Here is a 15,936-nt window from a genome sequence, read left to right as displayed (position 1 = left end):
GCCAAGCCGCGTGATCTCCCCCCTCGAGGGGGAGATGCCCGGCAGGGCAGAGGGGGGCGCGAAGGGCGCGGCCTTTCCATGCCAGCCGAGGCATAGCACCGATCCATCCTCACCCCCCGGCGCGAATCTTCAGCTGCGCCTCGTAAGCCGCCCGCGCCTCCATCACCTCGTCCCGCGAAGAAACCTCCGGCACCGCGACGTCCCACCAGTGTCCGCCCGGCTCGCTCGACGGATACGGGTCGGTATCGATCACCACCACGAACGGCCCGGCCGCCTGCTTCGCGCGTTCCAGCGCCGCTTCCAGCTCGGCGATCGAAGCGACGTGGACGGCCGCGGCCCCCATCGAGGCGGCATGGGCGGCGAAGTCGATATTCGACCTGTTCGCATGTTCGGTGTGGTCGAGGAGGTTGTTGAACTCCTCGCCGCCGGCCGACATCTGCAGCCGGTTGATGCAGCCGAAGCCGCGATTGTCGGTGAGGACGAGGGTGATCTTCAGCCCAAGCATCACGGCGGTGGCGAGTTCGGAATTGGCCATCATATAGCTGCCGTCGCCGATCATGCAGACGACGTCGCGATCCGGCTCGGCCATCTTGATGCCGATGGCGCCGGCGATCTCGTAGCCCATGCAGGAAAAGCCGTATTCCATGTGATAGGCGCCGGGGCGGGGCGCCTTCCACAGCTTGTGGAGTTCGCCCGGCATGGTGCCCGCCGCGCACATCACAACCGTATCCGGCCCGCTCGCCCGCTGCACCGCGCCGATCACCTGCTGGTCGGTCGGCAGCTCGTTGCCTTCGGGCGCAGCGGTCAGCGGGTCGACGGCGGCGAACCAGTCGGCCTTCAGGGCCGGGCTCGGCCCGGCGAAACGCGTCTCGTTGAGCGCCTCGGAGAGCATTTCGAGCCCGACCTGCGCGTCGCAGCACAGAGGCTCGGCGCCGTGCTTCATCGCGTCATAGGCGGCGACGTTGAGCGAGACGAGCTTTCGCGCGGGGTTCCGGAAGAGGTTCCACGAACCGGTGGTGAAGTCCTGGAAGCGCGTGCCGACACCGAGGACGAGATCGGCCTCCGCGCAGGTGACGTTGGCCGAGGACGAGCCGGTGACGCCGACTGGGCCGAGGTTCATCGGATGATCCCACGCGAGCGCCGACTTGCCGGCCTGGCTTTCGACCACGGGGATCTGGTGGGTCTCGGCGAAGGCCTGCAGCGCGTCCGTCGCGCCGGAAAAATGGACGCCGCCGCCGGCGACGATCACCGGCTTTTCCGCCGCCCTCAGGAGGTTGACCACGGCGGCGAGTTCGACCGGGTCCGGATAGGGGCGGCGGATGCGCCAGACCTTCGGCTCGAAGAAGCTCTCCGGAAAGTCATAGGCCTCGGCCTGCACGTCCTGGCAGAAGGCAAGGCACACCGGGCCGCACTCGGCCGGATCGGTCATGGTGCGGAAGGCGCGGGGGAGGGCCGTCAGAAGCTGTTCCGGCCGCATGATGCGGTCGAAATAACGGCTCACCGGCCTGAAGCAGTCGTTGACCGAGATGGTGCCGTCGGAAAAATCCTCGACCTGCTGGAGGACGGGATCCGGCCCGCGATTGGCGAAGACGTCGCCGGGGATCAAGAGCAGCGGCAGGCGGTTGACATGGGCGAGCGCCGCCGCCGTCACCATGTTGGTCGCGCCGGGGCCGATCGAGGATGTGACGGCCATCGCCCGGCGCCGGCCGCTCTGCTTGGCATAGGCGATGGCGGCGTGGCACATCGTCTGTTCGTTGTGGCCGCGAAAGGTGGTGATCATCTCCCGTTCGGCGTAGAGCGCCTCGCCGATGCCGGCGACGTTGCCATGGCCGAAGATCGCCCAGACGCCGGCGAGGAAGGGCTCGCCGTCCTCGGTCATCTGGACGGCGAGGTATTTCATCATCGCCTGGGCGGCGGTCAGCCTGATCGTCGTCATCGCGTCGTCTCCTCGTCCGTCTCCTGTCCGGCGGCGCGGGCCGCGTCCCAGAGCGCACAGAGCCGGCTGTATTTCGCCGCCATCATCGCCGTCGCGTCGTCCGCCGACAGCGTGCCTGCGAGATAGGCCCTCGCCGCCTCGCCGAAAATCGTCCGGCCGACGGCGAACCCCTTCACCAGGCCGAAACGCGCAGCCGCCGCAAAGCTTTCCTTCAGCGCGTCTTCCGAAGCATCCAGGCCGAGCATCACGATGCCGCGGACATGCGGATCATTCTCGGCGATGGCAGCACAGGCGTTCTCCCACGCGGTCTCGCTCGCCATCGGCTCCAGCTTCCACCAGTCGGGATAGATGCCGAGGTCGTAGAATCTGCGGATCACTTCCGCCGTCGTGTCGTCGTCGACGGGGCCAGCCTTGGACGGGATCACCTCCAGCAGGAATTCCAGCCGGTTGCGGCGGCAGGCATCGAACAGCCGCGCGATGCTCGCCTCCTGCTCGGCCCACATCTCCGGCGCGTCTTCCGGATGGCAGAAGCACAGGCATTTGACCACATGCTCGGCCGGCCATTCGGCCAGCCCGCCGCAATCGGTGCCGATCTCGGGCTCGAACATCAGAGGCCGCGAGCCCGGCCATTCGACGGGACGGCCGATCCAAAGGCCGCGTCCTGCCGCCCGGTAGAGCGCCTGGCGCCCCAGCCGCCCGTCGCAGAGGAGGCCGTAGCCGGGCCGCCCGTTCTGCACCTCGAGCACGGCGTCGAGGCAAAGCTGCTTGAAGGCGCCGATCTTGTCCGGTGTGGCGCCGGGCAGGTCCTCCAGCTGCATGCGGTGGTCGAAGGCGAAAACCCGCATCGTCGAAAAATCGCCCTTGCGGTTGGTCGACCAGTGGATCTGTTCGAGTTCGGCGTCCTTGCGCAGCGCCTTGTCGACGACCCCGCGCTTCAGGAAGAATTCGAGCTCGGCGAGCGAGGGATAGGCCGGCGTGCAGCCATGGCGCGAGACGGCGAAGGCGCCGCAGGCATTGGCGTATTCCAGCGAGCGGGGCCAGGCCTCGCCGTCGAGCCAGCCTTTCAGAAGCCCCGCCATGAAGCCGTCGCCGGCGCCGAGAACGTTGAACACCTCGATGGGAAAGCCCGGCCCGGCCTCACCGTCGTCGAGACTTGCCGGGACGGCGCCGGTGAAGGCGACCGCGCCCGCCGCGCCGCGCTTGCAGACGAGGGTGGCGGAGGAGACGGCGCGCACTGCCCTCAGGGCGGCGATCGTGTCCGTTGTGCCGCCCGCGATGTGGAATTCCTCTTCCGTGCCGACGATGAGGTCGAACAGGTGCAGCGTCGACTGCAGCTTGGCAGTCACCTTCTCCGAGGCGATGAAGCGCTCCTCGCCGGCGCCGTGGCCGGCAAGGCCCCAGAGGTTGGGGCGGTAGTCGATGTCGAGGGCGGTGCGGGCGCCGTGCTTCCGGGCCAGATCCAGCGCCTTGAGCACGGCGGCCTCGGTTCGGGGATGGCTGAGATGGGTGCCGGTGGCGACCACGGCCCGAGCCCGGGCGATGAAGCCTTCGTCGATGTCGGCTTCGCAGAGCGCCATGTCGGCGCAGTTCTCGCGGTAGAAGATCAGCGGAAACTGGCTGTCGCCCCGGATGCCGAGGATGACGAGGGCGGTCAGCCGGTCCTTGTCGGTGACGACGCCGGTCGTATCGACGCCCTCGCGCTGCAGCTCCTCGATCATGAAGCGGCCCATGTGTTCGTCGCCGACGCGGGTGATCAGCGCCGATTTGAGGCCGAGCCGCGCGGTGCCCGTCGCCATGTTGGTGGGCGAGCCGCCGACATATTTGTCGAAGGACCGCATGTCCTCCAGCCGCCCGCCGACCTGCCCGCCATAGAGATCGACGGAGGAGCGGCCGATGGTGATGAGGTCGAGATCCTTCTCCATCACACCGTCCCGCCGAGCGAGCCTTCCAGCGCCGCCATTTCCTGGCCGCCGGCCATCAGGTCCTGCAGCTCGTTGCCGGTGATGTCGCCGCGCCTGGCCGTGCCCAGCGTCTTGCCGCGGTTGAGCACGGTGAAGCGGTCGCCGACCGCCATGGCATGGCGAACGTTGTGGGTGATGAAGACGACGCCGACGCCCTGCTTGCGCACCCGGTCGATGGTGGCGAGCACGTTGGAGGTCTGGCGCACGCCGAGGGCCGAGGTCGGCTCGTCGAGGATGAGAACCTTCGCCCCGAAATAGACGGCCCGGGCGATGGCGACCGTCTGGCGCTCGCCGCCAGACAGGGTGCCGACGGCCTGGTCGGGCGAGCGCAGCTTGATGCCCATCTCCCGCATCGCCTCCATCGTCGCCGCATTCGCCTTGTCGATGTCCATGCGCTTGAACAGCCATTTCCCCTTGGTCGGTTCCCGTCCCATGAAGAAATTACGGGTCACCGACATCAGCGGGATCATCGCGAGATCCTGGAAGACGGTCGCGATGCCGGCCTCCATGGCGTCGCGCGGGCTGGAGAAGTCCATCGGCTTGCCGTTCAGAAAGATCTCCCCCTTCGTCGGCTTGTGGACGCCGGACATGGTCTTGATGAAGGTCGACTTGCCGGCGCCGTTGTCGCCGAGCAGGCAATGGCATTCGCCGGCCAGCACGTCGAAGCTGACGCCGGCGAGCGCGATGATGTTGCCGAAGTGCTTTTCGATGTCGCGCATCTGGACGATCGGCTGGGCGTCGGTCTTCGGCGCGCCGTGGTGGAAGGTGGTGTCGCCGGCCATGTCAGCGCTCTCCCGTCACGCGTTTGCGGATGAAGTTGTTGAACAGGACGGCGGCGAGCAGCATGGCGCCGAGGAACACCTGGAACCAGTCCTGGTCGATGGTGGTGTAGGTCAGGCCGATGGTGACCATGCCGAAGATGATCGCGCCGAAGAAGGCGCCGATCGCCGAGCCGTAGCCGCCGGTGAGGAGGCAGCCGCCGATGACCGCAGCGATGATCGCCTCGAATTCCTTCATGAAGCCGCGCCGCGCATCGGTCGAGCCGGCGTCGATGACGGTGATGATGGCGACCAGCGTCGCGCAGCAGGCGGTCAGGACGAAGAGCGAGATCTTCACCCGGCGGACGGGGACGCCGGAATTCGACGCGGCGTTCTCGTCGCCGCCCGATGCGAAGATCCAGTTGCCCTGGGGCGTGCGCAAAAGGACGTAGGTGGCGATCAGCGCGAAGGCGACGAACCAGAGAATCTCGACGGGGATGCCCGGCACCTTGGGCATGCCACTGGAAAACCGGTCGATCATTTCCTGTTTCGCCAGCCAGGCGAACAGGCCGGTGAAGGCGTCGCCGGAAAAGACCGGCGTCAGGAAATCGTTCTCCACCGCGTCGCGGACGCCGCGCAGCTGGGTGGAGCCGCCGGTGGCGATCTTCAGGCCGACCAGCGAGGCGCCGCGCAGGATGAACAAGAAGGCGAGGGTGACGATGAAGGAGGGCAGCCCGGTCTTCAGGACGATCGTGCCGTTGAGGGCGCCGAGAGCGGCGGCGATGGCGAAGGTCGCGGGGATGGCGATGACCAGCGGCATGCCGAAAGTGACGACGAAGGCGCCGAAGATCAGCCCGGAAAAGGCCACCATGGAGCCGATCGACAGGTCGAACTCGCCGCCGATCATCAGCATCGCCGCGCCGATGGCGAGGATGCCGAGCTGGGCCGCCGGGGTCATGAAGTTCATCACGCCGGAGAGCGTGAACATCGTGTCCGAGGCGGTGAACAGGAAGAAGATCGTCACGGCGACGACGCCGGCGAGCGCACCGAGCTCCGGCCGCTTCATCAGCTTTGTGGCAAAGCCTTCCTGCTTCAGCCGCTCGTCCTGAACGGCTTCCGAGACGTCGGCCATCGTTTTCGTATCCTCGACAAGTGTCTTGAGCACGGAGAAGGTCGCGGCGCGGCTGACACCGCGACCCTTCAGAGAGTGACCCCGGTGGGGATCAGGCTCAGCGAATGCCCTTGGACGAAAGCTCGATGACCTGGGACGCCTTGTCCTCGGTGACGAGGTTCGGGCCCGAGGGCACGTTGCCGCCCGGCATCAGGCCGTATTTCGCGTTGAGCGCCAGGAAGGCGACGGGCAGATAGCCCTGCAGGAACTGCTGCTGGTCGATGGCGAAGGCCGCCTTGCCATCGGCGACGTCCTTGAGGAAGCCGGCAGAGAGATCGAAGGAAGCGACCTTCACCGTGTCGCCGCGGCCGACAGCCTGAACGGCCTCGACCGCCGGTTCGCCGACGGTGGCCGCGCCGAGGCCGAGGATGGTGTCGACGTCCTGGTTGGCTTCGAGCGCCGCCTGCACCTTCGACTTCACCTCGGTCGGATCGTTCGAGGTCGGCACGACTTCGACGTTGCCGCCGAAGCCTTCCTCGAAGCCGGCGCAGCGCTGGTCGAGCGAGACGTTGCCGACCTCCTGGTTGACGCAGAGCGCGGTCTTGCCGCCCATTTCCTTGAGCTTCTCGCCCGCCGTCTTGCCGGCGGTGAACTCGTCCTGACCGACATGCAGGAGGGCGCCGAGCTTCTTGGAGACGTCGGAGCCCGAATTCATCGAGATCACCGGAATGCCCGCCTGAACGGCGCGCTCGATCGACGGGCCGAGAGCGTCGGCATCGGGAATCGAGACGACGAGGCCATCCGGCTCCTGATTGACCGCAGCGTCAATGAGCTGGCCCATCTGCACCATGTCGAAGGTCTCGGGCGCCCGGTAGTCGACGGTGGCGCCGGTGTTCTTCGCGGCCTCTTCGACGCCGTTCTTGACCACCGACCAGAACGGATCGTTGGCTTGGCCGTGGGTGACGACGATGATCTGCTGGGCCATGGCCGGCCCGGCGATGGCGAGCGCCACGGCGGCGCCGGCGAGCGTCTTCAGAAGTGTCATGTTGGTTTTTCCTCCCGCTGTCGAATGGATGGCCTGCGCGGCCGCGGCTGTCTGCGGCGGCCGAACCTCTCCCTCTTCCAGACCGCCCTCCCGGCGATCGTTTGGAAGATTTATTCCATTTTTGACCCGTTGGAGCGGATTGTCAATCGATCTTTGCGCATGCCGCCGACGGCGACCGCCAGCGAGGTCGCGAGCGTCATTGCCGCCGTCGGCACCCGGAAGGCGCCGACATCGACTTCGCGGGCGATCAGCAGCACCTTCGCGGCTTCCCGCAAGGGGCAGTCGGCGGTGTCGCTGAGGGCGACGACGGGGATGCCGCGCTCGGCCGTTCGGGCGGCAAGCTGCAGCGTTTCCTGGGAAAACGGGGTGAAGCTGACGGCAAAGAGTGCGTCGCCCGGCCGGATCGCGTGGTCGCTTTCGATCTGCCCGGAGGTGCGGTGAATGACCGTCGGCACCTCCATCTTGTCCAGCATGTAGCCCATGTAGCTGACGATGGCGAAGGCTCGGCGCAGGCCGACGAGGTGGATCGTCCCGGCCGCGGCAAGCAGCCGGCAAGCCGCGCCGAGTTTCTCGCTGGCGAGCCCATTCATCAGGGATACCAGCGACTTGTGGCCGGCCTCGGCAAAGCTCGCGGCGAGCCCTTCCGGGTCCTCTTCGCCGCGCTCCCTCAGCTGCGAGAGGCGCTCGGCATAGTCGGGGCGAAGCTCCCGGTATTCGGCCCGAAACAGCGCCTGCATCTCGGAGAAGCCGGAAAAGCCCAGCGCCTGGCAGAAGCGCATGAAGGCTGAGGGCTGCACGCCGGCGCCGGCCGACAGATCGGCGACCGTCGAGACCGCGACGAGGTGAATGTTGTGGCGCAGATAGTCGGCGCATTGGCCGAGCCGCTTCGGCAGCGTGGCGCCGAGCCCGTCGAGCCGGTCGAGCAGTTCGGAGACACTCGCCGGTGCCTGATCCTGATCGCTGGGGGAACCATCCATCGAATCTCTCCCGTCTTGACAGAGGCACTATACAGGCGCATCCCGTTGATGGAATAGATATTCCAAATCGGCGAGCCAAGTCTGGGAGGACATATGGCGATCGGTCTCGGTCTCATCGGCACCGGCTTCATGGGCAAGGCCCATGCGCTGGCCTATCGCGCCGCCGGCGCGGTCTTCGGCGATCTGCCGGAGGTGCGGCTGGCGCTGCTCTGCGACACGCCTTCGGACAAGGCGAAGGCGATGGCCCGCCAGTTCGGCTTTCAGTGCGCGACGGGCGACTGGCGCGCGCTGGTGACGAGCCCCGACGTCGACATCGTCTCGATCACCACGCCGAACGGGCTGCACAGGGAGATGGCGCTCGCCGCGATCGCCGCCGGCAAGCACGTCCATTGCGAAAAGCCGATGGCGCTGACGCTGGAAGACGCATCGGAAATGGAGGCGGCGGCCCGCGAGGCGGGCGTTTCGACCATCGTCGGCTACAACTACATCCACAACCCGGCCTTCGCCCATGCCCGGCGCCTGATCGCGGGCGGCGTCATCGGCCGGCCGGTGCATTTCCGCGGCATCGTCGACGAGGACTATCAGGCCGATCCCGAGCTTGCCTGGACGTGGCGGGCGAAGCGTGCGGATGCCGGCCTCGGCACGCTGGGCGATCTCGGCTGCCACCTCGTCTCGATGGCCTGCGGCCTGATGGGGCCGGTGGAGAGCCTTCTCGCCGACACCCAGATCATCCACGAGACCCGGCCCCTCGCCGATGGCTCCGGCCGGGGCACCGTCGAGAACGAGGACGCGGCCTCGGCGATCCTGCGCTTTGCCAGCGGCGCGCAGGGAACGCTCGTCACCTCGCGCTCGGCCTGGGGCCGCAAGAACCGGCTCGACTTCGAAGTTCACGGGACGAAGGGCATGATCGGCTTTTCCCAGGAGCGGATGAACGAGCTCCAGCTCTTCGTCGACGAGGGCGAGCGCTCCCGGCAGGGTTTTCGCACCATCCTCACCGGCCCCGAGCACCCGCCCTATGGCGCCTTCTGTCCGGCGGCCGGGCATCAACTGGGGTTTGGTGACCTGAAGACCATCGAGGTCGCCAGCTTCCTGCGCGCCATCGCCGACGGCCAGCCGGCGCATCCCGATTTTTCGGCGGCCCTCGGCTTCGAGGCCGTTATCCACGCCATCGACGTCTCCGCCCGCGAGGGCCGGCGCGTCCAGCTCTGACACGCTTCGATCGTCCGCCCCGCCGGACAGGGAGGAAATCCATGAAAGTCGCACTCTTCGGCGCCGGCCGCATCGGCAAGGTCCACGCCGCCTCGATCCGGGCCGACACGCGCTCCGAACTCGTCGCCGTCACCGACGTCGTCGCCGCCGCGGCGGAAAGCCTTGCGGCGGAACACGGCATCGCCGTCCGCTCGCCCGAGGACATCCTCGCCGATCCCGAAATCGACGCCATGCTGATCGCCTCTTCGACCAATACCCATGCCGACCTGATCGAGAAGGGCGTTGCCGCCGGCAAGGCGATCTTCTGCGAGAAGCCGATCGACCTGTCGCTGGAGCGGGCGCTGAGGGTTCGGGAAATTGCGGCGGCTTCGACGAAACCGGTGATGATGGGCTTCAACCGCCGCTTCGATCCGAACTTCGCCGCCATCAAGATGGCCTTCGATGCTGGCGAGGTCGGCAAGGGCGAGATGCTGGCGGTCACATCCTATGATCCCGCCCCGCCGCCCGTCGCCTATGTCAAGGTCTCGGGCGGGCTCTACCGCGACATGATGATCCACGACTTCGACATGTGCGCCTTTCTCTTCGGGCTGCCGGAAAGCGTCATGGCGCACGGTTCGTCCCTGGTCGATCCGGCGATCGGCGAGGCCGGCGATGTCGACACGGCCGTCGTCGTTCTGACCTATGCGGACGGCCGGCTCGCCACCATCCGCAACTCCCGCCGGGCCGCCTTCGGCTACGACCAGCGGGTGGAGCTGCTCGGTTCGGACGGCATGTTGGAGGCGCGCAACGAGATCGAGAACACGGTGGTGAAGTCGACCGCCGCCGGCGTCTCCTCGGCCAAGCCGATGTTCTTCTTCCTCGAACGCTACATGCGCGCCTATCAGATCGAATGGGCCGCATTCGTCGATGCAGTAGAGGGTGGCAAGCCTGTCCCGGCCTCCGTCGAAGACGGCGTCAATGCGCTCGCCCTGGCGGAGGCGGCGAACCGTTCGTTGAAGGAGGGGCGGCCGGTTGCCGTCGCCGACGTCCTGCCGGGGGCCTGACCCGTGGCCTTCACCCTCGCCGCCTGTGCCGAGATGTTGTGGCGCGACCGCCCGATGGAATGGCGGGTGAAGCGCCTGACCGAACTCGGCTTTCAGGTCGGGCTGTGGAACTGGCCGGACCACGACCTCGCCATGCTGGAGCGCTCCGGCGCGACGTTTTCGATCATGAACGGTTATCTCTCCGGTCGCCTCGCCGACGAGGAGGGCGCCGCCGAGCTTCTACGCACGGCGCGGCAGACCGCCGATGTCGGACTGCGCTTGGGCGTTCAGCGGCTGAACCTCCACGGCACCGGGCTCGGCGAGGGCGGCCTGCCGGTGATACCGTGCAAGACCGTCACCGGCGCCATGTGGCTGAAAGCCCGCGACACCCTGGAGCGGATCGCCGATCTCGCAGAGGAGAAGGGCGTCGTCTTCACGCTGGAAAACCTCAACACCGCCGTCGATCATCCTGGCGTCCCCTTCGCCAGGGCGGAGGATACGCTGGCGCTCGTCTCGGCGGTGAACCGGCCGGGGCTGCGGCTCAATCTCGACCTTTATCACGCCCAGATTGGCGAGGGGAATTTGGTCGAACTCTGCCACAGGGCCCTGCCCTGGATCGGCGAGATCCAGGTCGCCGACGTCCCCGGCCGCTGCGAGCCGGGGACGGGCGAAATCGCCTATGCCGGTATCGCGCGGGCGCTCGTTATGATGGGCTATGAGGGTCCTGTCGGCATGGAGGCGTTTGCTGCCGAGTATCCGGAAGACGCGCTGGAAGCTTTTCGCCGAGCCTTCACCGAAGCTTGGCAGTGATCGAAGCGCGGCTTCGATCACTGCCGGCCGAAGCCGCCATCCTCTTCGGGTTTGACCGCGCAACAATTCCCCTCTACCCCATGGCGATCAAACGACGGTGCCCCTCCCGAAGGGGCTGAAAGCGATTCCGGTGCGGCCGACCCAAGCAGGGGGCCAAGACGGAGCTGTCGGAACGATCCGCCGATCCCCGACAAAGGGGTTCGCGGCTCCTCCGGCGTCGTCAACGGACTAGGAGGGACGATCATGAAAGCCTTGATGCTGTGCGGCCATGGCAGCCGCGACCAGGGCGCGGTGCGCGAATTCGCCGGGCTGGCCGAGAAGCTGAAGGCCCGGCTGCCGGACTGGAACACCGACTACGGCTATCTGGAATTCGCCAAGCCGATCATCCGCGACGGGCTCGACCGGCTGCGGGGCGAGGGCGCGCGCGACATCATGGCGCTGCCGGGCATGTTGTTTGCCGCCGGCCATGCCAAGAACGACATCCCCTCGGTGCTCAACACCTATGCCGCCGAGAACGGCGTCACCATCCATTACGGCCGCGAACTCGGCATCGACCTGAAGATGCTGCGCGCCGCCGGCGAGCGCATCAAGGAATGTCTGAGGGCCGACGGCTGGCAGGACGGCGAGCCGCTGCACGACACGATGCTGGTCGTCGTCGGCAGAGGCGCTTCCGACCCCGACGCGAACTCCAATGTGTCCAAGGTCATGCGGATGCTGTGGGAAGGCTTCGGCTTCGGCTGGGGCGAGACCTGCTACTCCGGCGTCACCTTTCCTCTGGTCGGGCCGGGCCTCACCCATGCCGCCAAGCTCGGCTACAAGCGGATCGTCGTCTTTCCCTATTTCCTCTTCACCGGCATCCTGGTGCGGCGGATCTACGACCAGACCGACGGCGTCGCGGCCGCCCATCCGGACATCAAGTTCCTCAAGGCGCCCTATCTCGGCGACCACGAACTGGTGGTCGAGACCTTCGTGGACCGTCTCTACGAGATCCTCGAAGGCACCAACAACATGAACTGCCAGCTCTGCAAGTATCGCGAGCAGGTGCTGGGATTCGAGGCCGAGGTCGGCCTCGCACAGGAGAGCCACCACCACCACGTCGAGGGCATCGGCTCGTCGGCCGATTGCAAGCTGTGCGACACGACCTGCACCGGCGCCTGCCGGGCCGAAGCCATCGGGGGGCACGCCCACCCGGCCCATGACCACGGCCACCACCACGGCGATGATCACGGCCACAGCCACGCTCATGGCCACGAAGACCACGATCATCATCATGGCGAGGCCGGCCATCATCATGCCCATGATCACGGGCATTCGCATGGGCATGGTCAGGCACACGGTCATGACCACCACCACCATCCCTATCCGCATGCCGACCATCCTCTCGGCCCGCGGTCGATGCGCTAGATAGACGAGCGTCGGTGCCGCCGGCGCCAGGAGACGAGACGACCCGATGCCCCTTTTCGACCGCTACGCCATCGTCGACTGGTCGGCCGCCAATACGCCGACCACCGGCAAGGATTCGATCTGGATCGCGCTGGCCGAGCGGGAAGGCGGCGAGGTGCGGATGATCGAGACCTCGAACCCGCCGACCCGCTCGGCCGCGATGGCCCGGCTCAGGCAGTTCTTCCGCGACGCGCTCGCCGAGGACAAGACCGTCTTCGCCGGCTTCGACTTTCCCTTCGGCTATCCGCAGGGGGGAACGGCGGCGATCACCGGCGAGCCGGGCTGGCAGGCGCTCTGGGCCTTTTTTGCCGAGGCGATGCAGGACCGGGACGACAATTTCTCCAACCGCTTCGAGGTCACAGGGCGGCTCAATCGCGAGCGGCTCTCCTTCGCCCCGATGTATTGGGGCCGGCCGATGCATCAGGAGGTGCCGGGGCTGTCCGTCGCCAAGCCCGATCCCTATCCGACGGCTCTGCCAGAAAAGCGCCTCGCCGAGGCGCGGACAGTCAAGGCCCAGCCGGTCTGGAAGCTGAACTTCACCGGCTCGGTCGGCAGTCAGGCGATCACCGGCATCGCCCGGCTGCAACACCTTCGCGCCGACCCGGAATTTGCCGGCAAGATCGCCGTCTGGCCCTTCGAGACCCGGTTCGTCGAGGCCGTTTCGGCGCCGATCGTGCTTGCCGAGATCTATCCCGGGCTCGTCGACATCGAAAAGGGCGAAAAGTCCTGCCTCGACGAGGCGCAGGTCGATACCCTCGCCGAACTCTTTGCCCGGCTCGACGCGGCGGACCGCTTCGCGCCGCTGCTCGACGTGCCGCGCGGCCTTTCGGAGGAGGAACTCGCCGCGGTCGTCTCGGAGGAGGGCTGGATCGTCGGCCTCGACCAGCTCCGGGAGGCCAATCTCGTTCCCGACCGGGCCGGTCTCGACGACCTCGCCAATGGCCCCGCCGAGGACGGCTATCTGCGGGATCCGGCGGCGATCTACGCCGAAAGCTTCCGGATCATCCGCGAGGAGGCCGATCTTTCCACCGTGCCCGAGGAAGCCGAGGCGCTGGCCGTCCGGATGATCCATGCCTGCGGCATGACCGACATCGTCGCCGATCTCGCTGTCTCGGAAGGCGCCATCGCCGCAGGCCAGGCGGCGCTCGACGCCGGCGCGCCGATCCTCTGCGATTCGGAAATGGTCGCCCACGGCATCATCTCCGCCAATCTGAAACAGCAGAACAAGATCGTCTGCCGGCTGACCGACCCGCGCACCCGGCGCATCGCCGAGAAGAACGCCACCACCCGCTCGGCCGCCCAGGTGGATCTCTGGAGCGACGATCTGCTGGAAGGGGCGGTGGTCGCCATCGGCAATGCGCCGACCGCTCTGTTCCGCCTGCTCGAACGCCTGGATGAAGGCGCGCCGCGGCCGGCGCTGATCGTCGGCATGCCCGTCGGCTTCGTCGGCGCCGCCGAATCGAAGGCCGCGCTCCTCGCCGATTCCCGCGGCGTTCCGTTCGTCACCTTGTCCGGCCGCCGCGGCGGCTCGGCGCTGGCGGCCGCGGCCGTCAACGCGCTCGCCATCGGGACGAAGGAGCCATGAGCGATCCTGTCCGCCCCTGGCTTGCCGGCAAAGACCAGACGGGCAGCGACGAGCGGCCTCGCCCGGAGGCTGACCGCCCCTGGCTGACGGTCGTCGGCATCGGCGATGGCGGCCTTTCATCGCTGACCGGCGAGGCGCTCGACGCCATCGACCGGGCCGGGACGATCTTCGGCGGCGAACGGCATCTTGCCATGCTCGGCGAGACTCGGGCCGAGACGATCCTGTGGGACAAGCCTTTCACCGCCGCGCTCGACCGGCTGCGCGCGCGCGCCGGCACGCCGACCGTCGTGCTCGCCACCGGCGATCCCATGTGGTTCGGTGTCGGGGCGACGCTCGCGCGCCATGTCGGGCCTGGCGAGATGCGGGTGCTGCCGGCGCCGTCGGCCTTCTCGCTTGCCGCCGCCAAGCTCGGCTGGCCGATCCAGATGACCGCCTGCCTCACCGTCCACGGCCGGCCAGTCGATCAGCTGTCGCGGCACCTCTTTCCGGCCGAGCGGCTGCTGATCCTCTCCGAGAACGCCGGCTCCCCCCGCGAGATCGCCCGGCTTCTCACCAGCCGCGGCTTCGGCCAGAGCCGGCTGGTGGTGCTCGAACATCTCGGCGGCGAGCGCGAGACCATCCGCGAGACCCTGGCGGCCGGCTACGACATTGAGGACGGGGCCGACCTTAATCTCGTCGCCGTCGAATGCGTCGCCGGGCGGGCCGCGACGCCGCGTCCGATCGTCGCCGGCCTGCCGGACGACGCCTTCGTCCACGACGGCAAGATGACCAAGCGCACGCTCAGGGCCCTGGCGATCGCCGCGCTCGAGCCGATGCCGGGCGCGCTTCTGTGGGACGTCGGCGCCGGCGCCGGCTCGATCGCCGTCGAATGGCTGCGGGCCGCGCCGCGCGCCCGGGCCGTCGCCATCGAGCCGAAGCCCGAGCGTTGCGCGATGATCGCCGAAAACGCCGCGACGCTCGGCGTGCCGGAACTTCTGCTCGTCGAGGGGCAGGCGCCTGAGGCCTATGCCGGGCTCGAGGTCCCCGACGCGATTTTCATCGGCGGCGGCTTGTCGGATGGCGTCTTCGAGGAGGCGTGGAACGCGCTGAAGCCGGGCGGACGCATGGTCGCCCATGCGGTGACGCTGGAATCGGAGGCGATCCTGATCGACCTTCACGGCCGGCTCGGCGGCGAGCTGATGCGCATCGCCATCGACCGGGCCGAAACGGTCGGGCCGTTCCGCGGCTTCAAGCCGGCGATGCCCGTTGTCCATTGGCACCTGTCGAAACCCCATCCGAGGCCCCAGGCGAGCCCGGGACAGGCCGGATGAGCGGCACTCTCTACGGCCTCGGCGTCGGCCCGGGTGATCCGGAGCTGTTGACGCTGAAGGCGCTGCGGATCCTGAAGGCCTCTCCGGTCGTCGCCTATCCGGCGCCCGACCACGGCACGAGCTTCGCCCGCGCCATCGTCGCCGGCTTCCTCACCGGGGACCAGGACGAGATCCCGATCGTCGTGCCGATGCGCGTCGAGCGCTTTCCGGCGACCGAGGTCTACGACCGGGCGGCCGAGGCGATCGCTGCAAGGCTCGATCGGGACGAGGACGTCGCCGTCCTCTGCGAGGGCGATCCGTTCTTCTACGGCTCCTTCATGTATCTGTTCGAGCGTCTCGCCGAGCGCCACCCGGTCGAGATCGTCCCCGGCGTCGCATCGCCCATGGCGTCGGCGGCGCGGGCGCTCCGGCCACTGGCGGCGCGCAACGACGTCCTCACCGTTATTCCGGGGCCGCTCGACGACGAAGCCCTCGCCGCGAAGCTGCAGGGCGCCGAGGCCTTCGTCATCATGAAGCTCGGCCGGCATTTCGACCGGGTGCGGTTGCTGATCGAGCGGCTCGGATTCCTGGATCGCGCCGTCTATTGCGAGCGCGTGACGCTTGCCGAGGAACGCGTCCTGCCGCTTGCGGCGGTTTCGGGCGCGGCGCCGTATTTCTCGATGATCCTCGGCTATCGCGGCAACGAGCCGGCGATCGCAGGGCGCTATGCCCGCGATGCGGCCCGGATGCCCTCCTTCCCTTCCTCGAACGCGACAGATCAGGCCTGAAC

13 protein-coding genes are annotated in these 15,936 nt (G+C 67.8%); 7 read left to right on the top strand and 6 right to left on the bottom strand.

Going from position 1 to position 15,936, the window contains the following annotated elements:
• Positions 1-109: 109 nt before the first annotated feature.
• The 6 genes from iolD to GTK09_RS10475 all read right to left on the bottom strand — a co-directional run bounded on the left by iolD (position 110) and on the right by GTK09_RS10475 (position 7,788).
• On the bottom strand, positions 110-1,936 hold the full coding sequence (iolD, locus tag GTK09_RS10500) for a 3D-(3,5/4)-trihydroxycyclohexane-1,2-dione acylhydrolase (decyclizing) (protein WP_163463113.1): 1,827 nt from the start codon (positions 1,934-1,936) through the stop codon (positions 110-112).
• Positions 1,933-3,858 carry a bifunctional 5-dehydro-2-deoxygluconokinase/5-dehydro-2-deoxyphosphogluconate aldolase gene (locus tag GTK09_RS10495; protein WP_163463112.1) on the bottom strand — a complete coding sequence of 642 codons (1,926 nt, stop codon included), beginning with the start codon at positions 3,856-3,858 and terminating at the stop codon, positions 1,933-1,935. Before GTK09_RS10495 ends, iolD begins: the two co-directional genes overlap by 4 nt.
• Entirely contained in the window at positions 3,858-4,616 is a 759-nt protein-coding gene (locus GTK09_RS10490; RefSeq protein ID WP_203560979.1) for an ATP-binding cassette domain-containing protein, read from the bottom strand. The genes GTK09_RS10495 and GTK09_RS10490 overlap by 1 nt, the downstream gene beginning before the upstream one ends.
• Positions 4,617-4,680: 64 nt before the next feature.
• On the bottom strand, positions 4,681-5,787 hold the full coding sequence (locus GTK09_RS10485; protein ID WP_163463110.1) for an ABC transporter permease: 1,107 nt from the start codon (positions 5,785-5,787) through the stop codon (positions 4,681-4,683).
• 97 nt (positions 5,788-5,884) lie between these two features.
• A complete protein-coding gene (locus GTK09_RS10480; RefSeq protein ID WP_163463109.1) occupies positions 5,885-6,811 on the bottom strand; it encodes a sugar ABC transporter substrate-binding protein in 927 nt (308 codons plus the stop codon).
• Between the two features lie 110 nt (positions 6,812-6,921).
• Complete coding sequence (locus tag GTK09_RS10475; protein WP_163463108.1) at positions 6,922-7,788, bottom strand: MurR/RpiR family transcriptional regulator; 867 nt, start codon at positions 7,786-7,788, stop codon at positions 6,922-6,924.
• Positions 7,789-7,881: 93 nt separating this feature from the next.
• On the opposite strand from GTK09_RS10475, the gene GTK09_RS10470 reads away from it, so the two are divergent.
• The 7 genes from GTK09_RS10470 to cobI all read left to right on the top strand — a co-directional run bounded on the left by GTK09_RS10470 (position 7,882) and on the right by cobI (position 15,934).
• Complete coding sequence (locus tag GTK09_RS10470; RefSeq protein ID WP_163463107.1) at positions 7,882-8,997, top strand: Gfo/Idh/MocA family protein; 1,116 nt, start codon at positions 7,882-7,884, stop codon at positions 8,995-8,997.
• A 41-nt stretch (positions 8,998-9,038) separates the two neighbouring features.
• Positions 9,039-10,040 (top strand): inositol 2-dehydrogenase, encoded by a 1,002-nt coding sequence (gene iolG, locus GTK09_RS10465; RefSeq protein ID WP_163463106.1) that lies wholly within the window; start codon positions 9,039-9,041, stop codon positions 10,038-10,040.
• Positions 10,041-10,073: 33 nt separating this feature from the next.
• Positions 10,074-10,829: a TIM barrel protein gene (locus GTK09_RS10460; RefSeq protein ID WP_163463254.1), complete on the top strand. Its 756-nt coding sequence runs from the start codon at positions 10,074-10,076 to the stop codon at positions 10,827-10,829.
• Positions 10,830-11,072: 243 nt separating this feature from the next.
• Positions 11,073-12,233: a sirohydrochlorin chelatase gene (locus tag GTK09_RS10455; RefSeq protein WP_163463105.1), complete on the top strand. Its 1,161-nt coding sequence runs from the start codon at positions 11,073-11,075 to the stop codon at positions 12,231-12,233.
• 1,000 nt (positions 12,234-13,233) lie between these two features.
• Entirely contained in the window at positions 13,234-13,857 is a 624-nt protein-coding gene (locus tag GTK09_RS27420; RefSeq protein ID WP_246217845.1) for a precorrin-8X methylmutase, read from the top strand.
• Positions 13,854-15,167: a precorrin-6y C5,15-methyltransferase (decarboxylating) subunit CbiE gene (gene cbiE / locus GTK09_RS10445; protein ID WP_163463103.1), complete on the top strand. Its 1,314-nt coding sequence runs from the start codon at positions 13,854-13,856 to the stop codon at positions 15,165-15,167. Before GTK09_RS27420 ends, cbiE begins: the two co-directional genes overlap by 4 nt.
• The gene (cobI, locus tag GTK09_RS10440) at positions 15,164-15,934 is read left to right on the top strand and encodes a precorrin-2 C(20)-methyltransferase (protein WP_163463102.1); all 771 of its coding nucleotides are present in this window, start codon (positions 15,164-15,166) and stop codon (positions 15,932-15,934) included. Before cbiE ends, cobI begins: the two co-directional genes overlap by 4 nt.
• Positions 15,935-15,936 lie beyond the last annotated feature (2 nt).

Origin of the sequence: Jiella pacifica (assembly GCF_010500815.1) — a bacterium.
In the GTDB taxonomy this organism is placed as follows: Bacteria; Pseudomonadota; Alphaproteobacteria; order Rhizobiales; family Rhizobiaceae; genus Jiella; species Jiella pacifica.
The sequence above is the reverse complement of the archived record's forward strand: the minus strand, read 5'-3'. Positions and strand labels throughout refer to the sequence as shown.